This is a genomic window from Bradyrhizobium lablabi (assembly GCF_018129385.1).
Classification (GTDB): domain Bacteria; phylum Pseudomonadota; class Alphaproteobacteria; order Rhizobiales; family Xanthobacteraceae; genus Bradyrhizobium; species Bradyrhizobium lablabi_C.
Genome location: NZ_JAFCLN010000015.1, coordinates 102,588 through 116,351, shown reverse-complemented (window position 1 = coordinate 116,351; position 13,764 = coordinate 102,588). Strand labels below are relative to the sequence as shown.

The following is a 13,764-nucleotide window of genomic DNA, read 5'->3' as shown; positions in this document are numbered from 1 at the left end:
GTGGTGAAACTCGCTGGCGCTCCAGCGAAGCATGACAATAGGGTGCTGTGAGTAGGGGTCCCGGCTCGCGCTTCGCTTGGCCGGGACGACGGTGAACCTCAATCCACCACGATCTTCACGCGGTCGCGCACCTTGACCTGCTGGTGCGGCTCGAGGCCGTTCAGGATGCGGAACCGCTCGGCGGGACGGTCGACGCCGGCCATGCGGTGGGACAGCGATTCCACGGTGTCGCCGGGCTGCACGGTGATCACCTTGATGCGCAGGGGACGCGCGGCCTGGATTTCCTCGAGCGTCAGGCGGCGGAACGAGTTGACGGTCTCGCGCGCGTTGCGATCGCTCTCGGTGGTCCGCTGCTTGGAGGCAAAGATGAAGCGATAGACGTCGCTGCCGAAGCGCAGCACATAGACCTTGAACTGCCACTGGTCGCCGCTGGCGGTGGCGGAGGCGCCGGGAAAACCGTTGATGCTGACTTCCTCGGTCGAGACCTTGTCGACATTCTCCATCCAACCGGAATTGAGATAGTCGGTCAGCGACTGCTCCGCCGGCACGCGCACCACGTCGAAGCGCATCGCCTGCGTGCCGCCCTCGCGCACGCCGATCACCGCCTGCGCGGTGTTGTCGAGCGTAAAAGTTTCCGGCGCGGCGAAAGTGAAGCCGAGCTTGGGATGCAGGAAGCGGCGGCCGCGCACAAAGCCTTCGCTGGGGTCTTCGCCATAGACGATGTTGTCGATCGCGGCGAGATACGTCTCGCGGTCGCGCTCGCCGCCTTCCGGCGAGGTATATTGCCGCGCGGTGTTGCGTGCATTCTGCACGCGCTCGGGCGTCGCCGGATGCGACGACAAAAAGTCCTGCGCGCGCGGGTCGAGCGAGGTCTTGCCGGCCTTCAGCGCAGCGTTGCGTTCCATCGCGGACAGGAAGCGCGAAGCGCCATAGGGATCGAACTTTGCTTTTGCGGAAATGCCGACGCCGATGCCGTCGGCCTCGAACTCCTGCGCCCGCGAGAAGCTCGCCATCGTCAGTTTTGTTTTTGCCAGCGCCAGCGCGGTGAGGTCGGGATCGTTGCTCATGTCGGTGACGACGCGGGTGACGACGGCGGCCTGGCGCGCCTGGTCCTCGCGGATCGAGGCGTGCTTGGCCAGCACATGCGCCATCTCATGGCTCAGCACGGAAGAAAGCTCTGAGGTGTCGCTGGCGAGCGCGACCAGGCCGCGCGTGACATAGAGCTGGCCTGTCGGCAGCGCGAAGGCGTTGACCGCGCCGGAATTGAGGATGGTGACCTTGTAGGCCTGCTCCGGCCTGTCGGATACCGCAACCAGGCGATCGACGGTCTTGCCGATCAGCGCTTCCAGTTTTGGATCGTCATAGGCGCCGCCATAGGAGGCGAGGATGCGCTCATGCTCGCGCTCGCTCGCCGGCGTATGCGCAATGGTGCGGTTTGGTTTTGCGGGCGTGCCGGACAGCGTCGGCGCCGATGTCTCGAAGCGGCCGAGACCGCCAAGACCGCCGCAGGCGGACAGGGCGAATGCAGCGCACAGCAGCACGGGCGCCGCCCAGAGGCGACGGCCTTCCTGCCTTGCGTGCCCTCCCAAAATCCCAGTCACCTCAGCCACTCAATTTGAGCGCCTTATCGCGCATGACCTTGTCCGAAAACCGGCGCCCGCCATTGGGAGCCCAGCGCTAGTTGCCCAGCAGTTCTACCTGTCCGGCCCGAACCAGATCGATCCGCGGTCCGGTTCGCGTTTCGATGAAACCGCGAATCCGAATCCGCCGATTTTCCAAGGACTTGGGCGCGACGCCGGCCGCCTCCAGCGACGGTAGCACGCGCCTCGAAATAGTCACAGCAAAGTCCCGTGTCCAGTTCCGGCCGAAATTCAGATAAGTGGTTGCCCCGGCCTGTCTTACCGACAAGACCCTGCCTTCGACCAGCATGAAACGCCCATTCCCGGCCAAGATATCGCCCGGACTTTCGGCGTTTTTTATGACGGCCGAACCGGCCCAAATGCCCCTTTTTGCGGCGCGGGCGGCGGCCTCGGCCGCCAGCAGGCTGGCCGCGCAGTCCTTGTCGGCGATCTCGGCGGAAACCAGCGCCTCGCCCTGCGAAAGAAGCGCGGCCTGCACTGAATTATCGGCGCCATCGAGGAACACAAAGGCCGGCTGGCGGCCGTAGCGGTCCGGCGCATCGTCCGCCCCGCGCAGCGTGACGTCGCGTCCGAGAATGAGCGCCGACAACGCGGCGCTGCGGCTGATCGCATCGCTCGCGGCCGGCTCGATGCCGGCAAGTTTTATTTCGCGGCCGTCGGTGAGACGAAAGCTGCGTGCATCGACGATGGCGGCGACGCGGCCTTCGCCTTGCGGTTCGAACGAGCAGGGCGCAGCCATAGCGTTGCCGGCCGCAACGATCGGCCAGAGGCTGAGGGCGAGTGCGGCGCGCGGCAGCGCGCTTCGGATTCGGGACACGAGGTGCGGCCTGTTCCTGTATGCTGCCCGGCAGGCTAGCTGAAATGGCAGCGCAGGGGGAGACGATGGAGATCAACGGCATCGCGCATGTGTTCCTGACCGCGTCGAATTTCGAACGCTCGCGCGAGTTCTACCGAAAACTGCTGCCCTTCCTTGGGCTGAAGCCGATGATCGATTCCGACGGCGTCTATTATGCCGTCGGCGGCCGCACCGGGATCGCGATCCGCGCGCCGTCGCCGGAAAACGAAGGCGCCGCGTTCGACCAGAACCGCATCGGCCTGCATCACCTCTGCTTCCGCGCCCGCGAGCGCGGCGATGTCGACGAACTGCACAATTTCCTCGTTACGATCGGCACGAACATCATCCGCGCACCGCGCGAGGATCCATGGGCGCCCGGCTACTACTCGATCCTGTTCGAGGATCCCGACGGCATCCGGCTCGAGCTCAATCATGTGCCGGGGAAGGGGTTGCTGGGGTCGCTTCAGTCCTCGCAATGACGTCGGCCTTGGCCGGCGTTGCCGGCCTGCTGATTACGGACACCGAACGGCTCAGTCTCGCGGGATGAAGTCGACGTGAGGCCCCGGCTCGATAATGAACACCGCGAGCGCCGCGAGAAGGCACGCGACCGCCGCGGCAACCATCGCCATGTGGAATCCGGCGAACAGCTGAGGACCGCCCTGTTGCAGGACGCCGCCGAGCAGGGCGATGGCGAAGAGGGACCCGGCGCGCGAGACCGCGCCGTTGACACCAGACGCCGTTCCGGCGCGATCGGGCTCGACGGAGGTGAGGACGAGAGTCGTCAATGGCGCAACCGCCAGGCTCATGCCCAGCGACAGCAACAGGACGGCGGGGAAGACGTCCGCCCAATAGGTTGCATGCGGACCGATACGGAGCGTCATGGCGCATCCCAAGGCGACGACGGCTCCGCCGGCGAACAACGGAAAGCGCCGGCCGAACCCGCGGCAGAGCATGCCGGCAAGCGGCGAGACGACCGTGATCATCACTTGCAGGGGAATGAAGGCCAGGCCCGCCACCAGGGTCGGCAGGTGTGCGCCCCGGATCATCACGAACGGGATCAGGGTCAGCATGACCGTGAACGCGCCGTAGAGCAGCGCGGTGAACAGGTTCGCGCCGACGACCGACCGCGAGGCGAAAAGGGACGGAGGCAGCATGGCGTTGTCGCCCAATCGCCGTTCGGTCACGATGAGGCCGGCCAAGCCGCCGAGACCGACGATCAGGGTGACGAGCACCCAAAGGTTCAGATCGGCGCCGTTGGTCAGGCTGGTCAGCCCCGCACCCAGCCCGCCGAATCCGACTGTCGAAAAGACCGCACCACCAACGTCGACCCCCCGGGCGTCGCTCGTCGAGGAATCCCTGGGTATCCACACGGTGCCGACGGCCAGCGCGCCGGCGACGACGGGCAGGAGCATCAGAAAGGTCGTCCGCCAGGAGCCGTGATCGAGAATCGCGCCAGCGATCGCGGGCGCGATGCCGCTGGCGACAGCCGCGGCGGCGGACCAGATGCCGACCGCATGGGCTTTCTTGTCGGCGGGGAAGGCCTGCCCGAGCACGGAAAGGCCGTTGGGCAGGATCAAGGCTTCGCCCAGGCCTTGCAGGAACCGGCCGGCGATGAGCGCGGCGAAACTCGGCGCGAAACCAATCGCGGTCGCGCTCAGGCCAAACAGAGCGATCCCCGCGAGGAAGATTCGCTTCTGTCCGAACCGGTCACCCAGAGCGCCGGCGACCAGGGTCAGGGCCGCGAGCGGCAGCAGCTCGGCGTTCATCACCCACTGCAAATCGAGCGGCGACAGGTGCATGTCTCGGCCAATCGCCGCGAGCGCGACCGTGACGACGGCGCTGCTGGTGAACACGAGGCAGCTGCCCAGGCTCGACGCGGCGAGCACCTTCGTGCTGCCCTGTGCGCCGGCGGCCTTGGGCTCGGAGAGCGCAAGGCTGCCGTCGGTCAGGATCAGGGACGCGCTGCTCACGATCTAACTCCTCAGGTCAGTTCGAGACGCCAGTCGGGCGAGCGGCTTCATCGCGGAGAGCTGCCGTGGCGCACATCAAGCTGGATGTCGCACCGCCGTGCCTTGATTGTTGTCGATGATGTACCGCCAGAACCCATCGGCGCCGCGCCGCATGATGTCGCTCGCTGTGCCGTGCATGTGCACGACCTTGCCGTCACGACCCGTTCCGTCGATTGACCAGTCCAGCACGATCTGGGCGGTGTCGCCGCTGACGAAGACATGGCGCACATTTGCGCTCAGCGGCAGGCCGAGCTTGATGTCGTGCTCGAGTATGGCCGTGAACTCGGCGCGATCCGTGATGGTTCGCCCGTCGTTCGCGACGAATACCGCCTCCGGCGCGTACAAGGCCATCATTGCCTCGATCTTTCCGGAGTTAAATCGCTCGACCAGAGACGGGATAACGCCTTCGGGTTTGGTCGGGAGTGGAAAATTCTCGGACATCAGGGGTCTCCTGCTTGTGTTGGTTGAAACGATTGCCCTCAGCATTGCTCGATTAACGACCCTCGACGAGGCCGTCGCGGCCTTTAGCTCGCTATGCGCCTGTCCAATCCCAAAGGTCTCGCGGCTGACACCTCAGGCGCGTTCAGAACTGATGTCGTGAGCAGGACAGCGGCGGCGAGGGCCCAGTAGTACCAGGCGTCGAGCCCGGCGAACTTGAAGGCAAACGGGGCGACGATAAACACCACGCCGACCGCGCGATCGACCCAAAGGTGTAGCCAATAGGGAATGATGCGGACGAGCCCGGTGGGATGATCGGTTAGGGCGGCCAGCAGCAGCGCCGCTATACCGGAGCCAACCGAAAGCCACATCGCGACCGGTCCGCTCTGGCCGAGCTTCAGCACGAACGGCGCTGCGATCAATAAGATCGCGACGGGATAATCGATCAGGTAGGCGTGGATAGACTTGGTGATGAAGCGAAGCGACATCGATGACTCCTGTGTGCTTGTTTGTTCGAGAAGGTCCTTGCGACACGGAGTGCATCCACCCAGGAGGACGACGATCACGTCGCCCTCTGCTGGCAAGCACTCCGTGAACTGCGGCCGCCTAGCGGCGCAGGACGGGATATCCGTTGACGTAGATCCAGTCGGTGGCCGTTGCGGGCACGTGGCACCCCTGGCAATCGGATTTGTAATCCGTCGAGGTGGTCTTGAGCGGTTTGTCCGCGTCGAACCATGACCATCCCCACCCGTCGCCCCACAGGGGATTGCCAGGGTGCGTTCCCTTGCTGTCTCTCACCATGACAAACCAGCCCTTGAGCTTGTCGGCGTGGCTCACGGTGCCGGTCGTCATATCGTCGGTCGATGTCGCGAAGACTTCTTTCACCAGAACGGCGCCGTCCGGAAAGTGTCCGGTCTTCCGGTAGCCGTCGATCGCTCCCGGGGATGCGTAGACGGCGTGCATTTCCTTCGAGCCCTGGCCGCTATCGGCGGCAATCGCCCAGGTCCCGAGTGCCTGGTAGAGGGTTCGATAGTCTGCCGGCACGCGCAGGTGCCCGGCGGCGTCCACCACATTCGCGGTCGAGTCGGCCGGCGCCGCTCCGCTGATCTGGATGCGCGTCGCCACGGCGGCAGCGACGAGCGAGACGGCGACAGACAGTCTGACGGCTTTCGATAATTTCATGGGGGTTCTCCTTTGCTGCACGCGCGCGGGATGGCGGGCAAGGACTATGACGACGACTTCAGCGAATCGCTATCGATCGGCAGTTTGCGCACGCGCTTGCCGGTCGCGGCGAAGATCGCATTGGTCACTGCGGCACTGACTATGGCCGTCGGAGCTTCACCAACGCCACCCGGAGCCTCCGCATTCCTAATAACGTGCGTCTCCACCAGCGGCACCTCGTCGATACGCATCGGCAGATAAGTGTCGAAATTGCCCTGCTCGACGCGTCCATCCTTGAAGGTGATCGAGCCATGGCGCGCAGCCGTCAGCCCGAAAAGCGTTCCACCCTGAACCTGTGCTTCGATCGTATCGGGATTGACGTACATGCCGCAATCAATCGCACAGACGATTCGCTTTACTTTGACAGAGCCATCGGCCGCCACTTCGACCTCGGCGACCTGCGACGTGTAGCTTCCGTATGCGAATTGTACCGAAATCCCGCGGCCATGCCGCGCGGGAAGCGGCGATCCCCATTCTGCTTTTTCTGCGGCAAGGGACAGAACAGCAAGCGCTCGCGGATTGTGGCCAAGCAATCCCTTGCGATAAGCGACGGGATCCTGCTTCGCTGCATACGCGAGCTCATCTATGAAGCTCTCGACCACAAAAACATTGTGAGTCGGCCCGACGCCGCGCCACCAGGACGTCCGGACACCAGGGGGCTCGACCCGGACAAAGTCGACGTGGATATTGGGCAGTGCATAGGGCGGCTCAGCCGCAGCTTCTACGGCATCGGGGTCCAATCCGTCCTTGACGTAAGGGGGATAATAGCGAGCCATGACTGAGGAGCCGGCGATCCGATGCGTCCAGGCAACCGGATTGCCAGCCGCGTCAAGGCCGGCCGACAGCCGATCGAGATAGTACGGCCGATACATATCGTGCTGGATGTCCTCCTCGCGGCTCCAGATCACCTTCACCGGGCCATCGACGTGCCTGGCGATCTTGACGGCCAGCACTGTGCCATCGGCTTCCAGCCTTCGGCCGAAGCCACCGCCAATCAGATGATTGTGAATTTTGATCGCGTCCTTTGGCAGGCCGGTGAGTTCGGCCACCACAGACTGCGTAATCGTGGGCGCTTGTGTCCCGACCCAGATGTCGCAACGATCCTTCTGGAGATGAACGGTGCAGTTCATCGGCTCCATCGTTGCATGGGCCAGGAAGGGCACCTGATAGATGGCTGCAACCCGTTGCGCGGCCTCCGCAAGAGCCTTCCCCGCATCGCCTTCGTTACGGGCAACCGCGCCTGGCTTTGTGGATTCCTCCTCCAATTGCTTGACGATATCGGCGCTATTGACCTTGCCGTTCGGTCCGTCATCCCACGTGATGGCGGCAGCCTCAAGCCCCTTCTTCGCCGCACCCGTGTGATCCGCTATCACGGCAACAGCTTCATCGATATTGACCACCTGCCGGACGCCCTTCACTGCAAGCGCGGCTTTCTCGTCCACCGTTTTCGCCTTGCCACCGAGCACGGGCGAAATAGCAACCGCCGCAAGCTTCATACCCGGCAGTCGTGCGTCGATGCCGTAGAGCGCGCGGCCATCGACCTTTATTGCTGAATCCACGCGCTTGGCGCGCGTGCCGATGAGGGTGAAATCCTTCGGATCCTTCAGTTTGACGTTTGCTGAAGACGGCACGGGCAATTTCGCTGCGGCGTTCACAAGTTCACCGTAGCTCAGATGCTTCGAGCCTGTCGCATCGAACACGACGCCGTCCTTGGCGCGGCAAGTTACTGGATCGACATTCCAGCGTTTTGCGGCTGCCGCAATCAGCAGATTACGACCCACGGCCCCTGCCTGACGCAGCGGTGTCCAGAAGGCGCGGACAGAGGCGGAACCACCGGTATTTTGAATGCCTATGATCGAATTGGCGTAAAGCGCATGATTTGGCGGCGCATGCTGAACCTGAATCTGGTCAAGCTTTACCTCCAGTTCTTCAGCGAGAAGCATCGAGAGCGACGTGTAAACGCCTTGTCCCATCTCGACCATCGGCATGACCAGGGTCACGGCGCCGGTTGGATTGATGCGAATAAATCCGTTCGGTGCGAAGGTAGCCGCGACCTCGTTTTCGACCACCCGCGAAGCTGGCGCTGCGAAGATGGGCTCCGTGCTTGCATCCGTCAGCGCAAAACCAAGCAGTAAACCTGCGCCCTGAAGAACGGCGCGCCGCGACACCGCTGCTTTGTCGGTAATCTGCTCTCTTGGGATAGGACCATCCATCATCTCAAACTCCCGCAGCGTGTTTGATCGCGGCGCGGATGCGGTGGTAGGTGCCGCATCGGCACACATTGCCCGACATGGCCGCGTCGATGTCGCTATCCGTCGGCTTCGGCGTGTCCTTCAGGAGCGCCGCCGCCGACATAATCTGGCCGGACTGGCAGTAGCCGCACTGCACCACCTCCAGCTCCAGCCACGCCTTCTGCAAGGCCGCGCCTTGCGGCGTCTGGCCGATCGCCTCGATGGTGGTGACCGCGCTGTCGCCGACGCTGTCGACCGGCGTCTGGCAGGAACGGACCGCCTGGCCGTCGAGATGCACGGTGCAGGCGCCGCACAGCGCCTGGCCGCAGCCGAACTTGGTCCCGGTCATGCCGAGCACGTCGCGTAACACCCACAAAAGCGGAGTGTCGCCGTCAACATCGACCTCATGAGGTGCGCCGTTGATCTTTAACGTGAAAACCATGCAAGCCTCTCGGTCGCCGGGGCTGATGGGACGCAGCCAGCCCACCTGGACTGCAATCGTCCGGCTGAACGGATCAATGGGCGTGCGTCGCTCAGGGACGAACGCGGATGATCGTCTTCCCCTTGCGTCGCTCGGTCGGGTTCAAGGCGGCGACGGCATCATCGAGGGACGAGACGCTGCCGATGTGCGTCCGCAGTCGTCCGTCCCGCAGCCGCTGGACGATCTCGCTTAGCTGGGCGCGATCGGACTCGACGACGAAGTCGACTGCGCGGCCCTCAGCGGGCCGTGCCTCGGCCGGCCCAACGACGGACACCAGCGTTCCTCCGGCTCGGATCAGGCCCGCGGACCGCTTCCCGATGGCGCCGCCGATGCCATCGAACACCAGATCGACTCTGCCGACGTCTTCCAGGATGTCATTGTTGAGGTCGACGAACTCGTTCGCACCGAAGTCGAGCGCCGTCTGACGGTCGGCGGCGCGTCCGGTGCCGATGACGTAGGCGCCGGCATCTCGCGCGAGTTGCGCCACCATCGAACCGACTGCGCCGGCCGCACCATGCACGACGACGCTCTGTCCCGCCTGAAGGCGGCCGTGCTGGAACAGTCCCTGCCATGCGGTGAGGCCCGAAATCGGCAGACTCCCGCCCATCGTGAAGCTGACGTCGCCCGGGAGCGGCGCGAGGTTGCGTGCCTCCATGGCTACATACTCCGCCAGGGTTCCGTCGCGATACCAGTCGGCGAGGCCGAACACGCGCTGTCCCACTGACAGCCCCGTCGTGCCGTAGCCGAGAGCGGTGACCACGCCGGCCAGTTCGTGGCCGGGGATCGACGGCGTGCGATCACGGTCGAGGCGATCGGTCCAGGTCGACGGCCACTCCAGCTCGGTCGGGACGAATCCCGACGCATGAACCTGAACGATGACGTCGTTTATCGCGGGCTGCGGCTCGGGCCGCTCCACCAGCTTCATCCCGGCAGTTCCGGCCGCCTGGTCCGTCACAACGATCGCCTTCATGATAAATTCTCCTCGATCATTTTTCTCTTGGTGGAAATGCTGGAGCGTGGACGCGCCGGCTATTCACAAGATGCCGGCCGTCGTTGAGCTCCCGTCTCCGTATCCGCGATCTGCGCTGTCTGCGTTGACTGGGGTTCCACCAGGCTTGGTGGATCGGGAGCGCTGCGGTCGCTGGTGTTGGCGGATAGATGCCGTTGCGCCTGGTCATAAAACAGTACCAAGACTGCCAATTCTGGCTGTACCATCGCGCGATGGCTGCCCTTCCCATCCAGCTCGATCGTGCCAGAAGGACTCCGCTTGCTGCCCAGATCTATTTGGCGATTCGCGAGGGCATCGAGAACGGACGGCTTGGCTCGGGCGCGCGGTTGCCCTCCTGGCAGGATCTCGCCGCTCAACTCGGCGTCTCCCGCGGCACCGTGCGCGTGGCTTACGAGCGTCTCATCGCGGAGCAATTCGCGATCGGTCTCGGGCCGGCAGGCACTCATGTGGCTGAGGGGCGGTCCCGATCCTCAATATCTGATTGGTCGCCGGAAGCTCCGCTTCTGCCGGACCTCTTCTACAAGTTCGGAAACGCGCCGCTGCCATTTCAGATGGGCGTGCCCGCTCAGGACGCCTTCCCGTTCAAGCTGTGGTCACGCATCCTGACTCGTCAGACCCGGCATGTTGCGGCGGCGCCGGTGACGTATCCGGATCCGCGTGGCGATCCGGAATTGCGAGAAGAGATCGCGGCCTATCTGGGGTTGGCCCGCGGCGTCAGGTGCAGCCCGTCCCAGGTGTTTGTAACAGGCGGATTCTCCGGCGCGCTTGGTCTCGCGATCCGGGGGCTTGAGCTTGGAAAGACGGGAGCCTGGATCGAGGATCCGGGCTTTCCGCTCACGCGCACTGCGCTCGGCCTGGCGGGCCTGACTGTGACGGCCGTACCGGTCGATGAAGAGGGTCTGGATGTTGCCGCCGGTGTCCGGCTTGCCCCCAAAGCGACACTGGCAGTTGTGACCCCAGGGCAGCAAGCGCCGCTGGGGCTGACGATGTCGCTGCCGCGGCGGCTTGCGCTGCTCACCTGGGCTCGGCGCAACGACGCCTGGATCATCGAGGACGATTACCTGAGCGAACTGCAGTTGACGGGACGCGCAGCACCGGCGCTTGCGTCTCTCGATCATGGAGGGCGGGTGTTGCATATCGGCAGTTTCAGCAAAACGATCAGCCCGGCGCTGCGACTGGGCTTTATCGTCGTACCGCCGGAACTGAGTCGCCGGTTCGGTGAATTCGCTGCGTGTCTTGCGCCGGCGCCGGCTGCGGCCGTGCAGCGCGGTGTGGCGGAATTCCTGCGCGACGGTCACTATCTTCGCCATCTGCGTCGCATGAAGCGGCTTTACGCCGACCGACGGGAGAGCCTGCTGCGTTGTCTGGAAGAAAAGGCGCCAAACTCGATAAAGCTACGAGCAACCGCCGGTCTTGCAGTGGTGATCCTGCTTCCGAAGTCCGCATCAGACGTGGACATCGCTTCACGCGCCCTACAGTTCGGCCTGGCGCCCAGTCCCCTGTCGCCGTGGTGCATGCAGCGTCCCCGGCAGCAGGGATTGCTGCTCTGCGTGACCAATCTCAATGAACGGCGGCTGCCGGCGGACTGTCGTCGGCTGCTGGAATTGGCGCGATAGGAATCGTCGCAAGGCCATTCCGCTAAGCGGAAATAGCGCCGCCGCGCAAGACGGCCTGCGTCGCGGCGTGGCTTGCTGCCCCATTGGCCATGCGGCATGATCGCGCCAACTCAAAGCCCGGCCGGGCAAGAAAATACCAGGGAGGATTTCATGAAGCGGATATTTGCGGGCGCTTTCGCCTGCGCGTTTGCCTTGTCTGCAACGCCGGCGCTGGCGCAGAACAAGCCGCTCAAGCTCGGCGGCATTCTCGACATGTCCGGCCTTTATGCAGATATCACCGGCCCCGGCAGCGAGGCGGCGGCGAAGATGGCGGTGGAGGATTTCGGCGGCGAGGTGCTGGGACGCAAGGTCGAGATCGTCGTGGCCGACCATCTCAACAAGGCCGACGTCTCGGCCAACATCGCGCGCGATATGCTCGACAACCAGGGCGTCGAGATGATTTTTGACGTCGCCGCATCCGCCACTGCGCTGGCCGCGGGCGAGATCGCCAAAGCGCGCAACAAGCTGATCATCTTCAACGGACCGGCCACCATCGCGCTCACCAACGAGGCGTGCGGGCCCTACACCGTGCACTACACCTACGACACCTACGGGCAGGCCAATGTCACGGGGCTTGCGGCCGTCAAGTCCGGCCTCGACACCTGGTTCTTCCTGACCGCCGACTATGCCTTCGGACTGGCGCTGGAAAAGGACACCACCAATGTGGTGCTCAAGAACGGCGGCAAGGTGCTGGGCAGCGTGCGGCATCCGCTCAATACATCGGATTTCTCGTCCTTCCTGCTACAGGCGCAGGCCTCGAAGGCCAAGGTGATCGGGCTGGCCAATGCCGGCGGCGACACCATCAATGCGATCAAGCAGGCCGCCGAGTTCGGGTTGATGAAGGGCGGCCAGAAGGCCTCGCCGCTGCTTGTCTTCATCAGCGATATCGACAGCATTGGTCTTGAGACGGCGCAGAACCTGCTGCTGTCGGAGGGCTTTTACTGGGACCTCAATGACGAGACGCGCGCTTTCTCAAAACGCTTCATGGAACGCAACAGGCAGCGGCCGCCGACGACCGCGCAAGCCGGCGTTTATTCCTCGGTGCTGCATTACCTGAAATCCGTGAAGGCCGCCGGCACCACCGATGCGGCCGCCGTCATCAAGGTGATGAAGGAGACGCCGGTCAACGACATGTTCGCCAAGAACGGCAAGATCCGCCCGGATGGCCGCATGGTGCACGATATGTACCTGTTCGAGGTCAAGAAGCCGTCGGAGTCAAAAGGGCGCTGGGATTATTACAAGCTGATCGGCACGGTTGCCGGTAACGATGCCTTCCAGCCGCTGGAGCAGTCGCGCTGCCCGCTGGTGAAGAAGTGACGGCGTGACGAAGTCGCGCCGTCATCCCGGGGCGATGCGAAGCATCGAACCCGGGATCTCGAGATTCCGGGTCTGGTGCTTACGCACCATCCCGGAATGACGGAATCAATAACAAGCAACGAAAGCAAAAAACATGAGCGCAAACGAAATGGTCCTGCAAAACCTCGACCAGGGCCTCCTCACCATCACCATGAATCGCCCGGACCGGCGCAATGCGCTCAATCCCGACATGACGCGCGGACTGGTGGACGCCGCGCGCCGCGCGCAGGAGGACCACGAGGTCCGCGCCGTGCTGATCAAGGGCGCGGGCGGCACGTTCTGCGTCGGCGGCGACGTGAAATCGATGGCGGAGGGACGCGCGCCGCTGCCGTTCGAGGCCAAGATGGCGAACCTACGCAAGGGCATGGAAGTCTCGCGCATCCTGCACCAGATGCCAAAGCCCGTGGTGGCGCAGCTCGACGGCGCGGCGGCGGGCGCGGGTCTTTCGATTGCGCTGTCCTGCGACCTGCGGGTAGCGAGCGCGTCCTGCAAGATCACGACTGCCTTCGCGAAGGTCGGCTTCTCCGGCGATTACGGCGGCACCTATTTCCTCACCCAGCTCCTCGGCAGCGCCAAGGCGCGCGAGCTCTATCTTCTGTCGCCGGTGCTGACCGCGCAGGAGGCCTACAATCTCGGCATGGTGACCAAGGTGGTGCCCGACGCGGAGGTCGAGGGAGCCGCGCGCGAGTTGGCGATGTCGCTGGCGCACGGGCCATCGATTGCGCTCGGCTTCATCAAGCGCAACATCAACAATGCCGAGACGATGTCGTTGGAAGCCTGCTTCGACGGCGAGGCGATCCATCACACGCGCGCTGGAGAAACCGCCGACCACAAGGAAGCGGCCAAGGCGTTTGTCGAGAAGCGCAAGCCTGCCTTCCAGGGAGCCTGA

Annotated in this window: 13 protein-coding genes; 4 read left to right on the top strand and 9 right to left on the bottom strand. The window is 64.1% G+C overall.

Annotation, left to right across the window (positions count from 1 at the left end; all coding sequences use genetic code 11):
* Positions 1-98: 98 nt before the first annotated feature.
* Positions 99-1,610: a M48 family metalloprotease gene (locus JQ628_RS24715; RefSeq protein WP_349628118.1), complete on the bottom strand. Its 1,512-nt coding sequence runs from the start codon at positions 1,608-1,610 to the stop codon at positions 99-101.
* 67 nt (positions 1,611-1,677) lie between these two features.
* Positions 1,678-2,379, bottom strand: coding sequence for a thermonuclease family protein (locus JQ628_RS24710; RefSeq protein WP_212226437.1), 702 nt, complete (start codon positions 2,377-2,379; stop codon positions 1,678-1,680).
* A gap of 122 nt (positions 2,380-2,501) precedes the next feature.
* On the opposite strand from JQ628_RS24710, the gene JQ628_RS24705 reads away from it, so the two are divergent.
* Positions 2,502-2,954 carry a VOC family protein gene (locus JQ628_RS24705; protein WP_212226267.1) on the top strand — a complete coding sequence of 151 codons (453 nt, stop codon included), beginning with the start codon at positions 2,502-2,504 and terminating at the stop codon, positions 2,952-2,954.
* Positions 2,955-3,005: 51 nt separating this feature from the next.
* On the opposite strand, the gene JQ628_RS24700 is transcribed toward JQ628_RS24705, so the two are convergent.
* From JQ628_RS24700 to JQ628_RS24670, 7 genes are all read right to left on the bottom strand, one after another.
* Positions 3,006-4,445, bottom strand: a complete 1,440-nt coding sequence (locus JQ628_RS24700; protein WP_212226265.1) for an MFS transporter — start codon at positions 4,443-4,445, stop codon at positions 3,006-3,008.
* Between the two features lie 75 nt (positions 4,446-4,520).
* Positions 4,521-4,925, bottom strand: coding sequence for a YybH family protein (locus JQ628_RS24695; RefSeq protein ID WP_212226263.1), 405 nt, complete (start codon positions 4,923-4,925; stop codon positions 4,521-4,523).
* Between the two features lie 83 nt (positions 4,926-5,008).
* A complete protein-coding gene (locus JQ628_RS24690; protein ID WP_212226253.1) occupies positions 5,009-5,410 on the bottom strand; it encodes an SPW repeat domain-containing protein in 402 nt (133 codons plus the stop codon).
* Between the two features lie 118 nt (positions 5,411-5,528).
* Positions 5,529-6,104 (bottom strand): cytochrome P460 family protein, encoded by a 576-nt coding sequence (locus JQ628_RS24685; RefSeq protein WP_212226251.1) that lies wholly within the window; start codon positions 6,102-6,104, stop codon positions 5,529-5,531.
* Positions 6,105-6,148: 44 nt separating this feature from the next.
* Positions 6,149-8,356, bottom strand: coding sequence for a xanthine dehydrogenase family protein molybdopterin-binding subunit (locus JQ628_RS24680; protein ID WP_212226435.1), 2,208 nt, complete (start codon positions 8,354-8,356; stop codon positions 6,149-6,151).
* 4 nt (positions 8,357-8,360) lie between these two features.
* A complete protein-coding gene (locus JQ628_RS24675) occupies positions 8,361-8,816 on the bottom strand; it encodes a (2Fe-2S)-binding protein (protein WP_212226248.1) in 456 nt (151 codons plus the stop codon).
* 91 nt (positions 8,817-8,907) lie between these two features.
* On the bottom strand, positions 8,908-9,825 hold the full coding sequence (locus JQ628_RS24670) for an NADP-dependent oxidoreductase (RefSeq protein WP_212226245.1): 918 nt from the start codon (positions 9,823-9,825) through the stop codon (positions 8,908-8,910).
* Between the two features lie 251 nt (positions 9,826-10,076).
* Here JQ628_RS24670 and JQ628_RS24665 point away from each other — a divergent pair, with 251 nt between their 5' ends.
* The 3 genes from JQ628_RS24665 (at position 10,077) to JQ628_RS24655 (ending at position 13,764) form a co-directional block, all read left to right on the top strand.
* Positions 10,077-11,480: a PLP-dependent aminotransferase family protein gene (locus JQ628_RS24665; protein ID WP_212226432.1), complete on the top strand. Its 1,404-nt coding sequence runs from the start codon at positions 10,077-10,079 to the stop codon at positions 11,478-11,480.
* A 150-nt stretch (positions 11,481-11,630) separates the two neighbouring features.
* On the top strand, positions 11,631-12,836 hold the full coding sequence (locus JQ628_RS24660) for an ABC transporter substrate-binding protein (RefSeq protein WP_212226242.1): 1,206 nt from the start codon (positions 11,631-11,633) through the stop codon (positions 12,834-12,836).
* Between the two features lie 133 nt (positions 12,837-12,969).
* Entirely contained in the window at positions 12,970-13,764 is a 795-nt protein-coding gene (locus tag JQ628_RS24655; protein ID WP_212226238.1) for an enoyl-CoA hydratase, read from the top strand.

What these genes read in the sequence shown, in the direction of transcription:
- JQ628_RS24710 (WP_212226437.1), bottom strand. Translation starts at nt 2,379, where the DNA reads ATGGCTGCGCCCTGCTCGTTCGAACCGCAAGGCGAAGGCCGCGTCGCC.
- JQ628_RS24705 (WP_212226267.1), top strand. Translation starts at nt 2,502, where the DNA reads ATGGCAGCGCAGGGGGAGACGATGGAGATCAACGGCATCGCGCATGTG.
- JQ628_RS24695 (WP_212226263.1), bottom strand. Translation starts at nt 4,925, where the DNA reads ATGTCCGAGAATTTTCCACTCCCGACCAAACCCGAAGGCGTTATCCCG.
- JQ628_RS24690 (WP_212226253.1), bottom strand. Translation starts at nt 5,410, where the DNA reads ATGTCGCTTCGCTTCATCACCAAGTCTATCCACGCCTACCTGATCGAT.
- JQ628_RS24685 (WP_212226251.1), bottom strand. Translation starts at nt 6,104, where the DNA reads ATGAAATTATCGAAAGCCGTCAGACTGTCTGTCGCCGTCTCGCTCGTC.
- JQ628_RS24680 (WP_212226435.1), bottom strand. Translation starts at nt 8,356, where the DNA reads ATGGATGGTCCTATCCCAAGAGAGCAGATTACCGACAAAGCAGCGGTG.
- JQ628_RS24675 (WP_212226248.1), bottom strand. Translation starts at nt 8,816, where the DNA reads ATGGTTTTCACGTTAAAGATCAACGGCGCACCTCATGAGGTCGATGTT.
- JQ628_RS24670 (WP_212226245.1), bottom strand. Translation starts at nt 9,825, where the DNA reads ATGAAGGCGATCGTTGTGACGGACCAGGCGGCCGGAACTGCCGGGATG.
- JQ628_RS24665 (WP_212226432.1), top strand. Translation starts at nt 10,077, where the DNA reads ATGGCTGCCCTTCCCATCCAGCTCGATCGTGCCAGAAGGACTCCGCTT.
- JQ628_RS24660 (WP_212226242.1), top strand. Translation starts at nt 11,631, where the DNA reads ATGAAGCGGATATTTGCGGGCGCTTTCGCCTGCGCGTTTGCCTTGTCT.
- JQ628_RS24655 (WP_212226238.1), top strand. Translation starts at nt 12,970, where the DNA reads ATGAGCGCAAACGAAATGGTCCTGCAAAACCTCGACCAGGGCCTCCTC.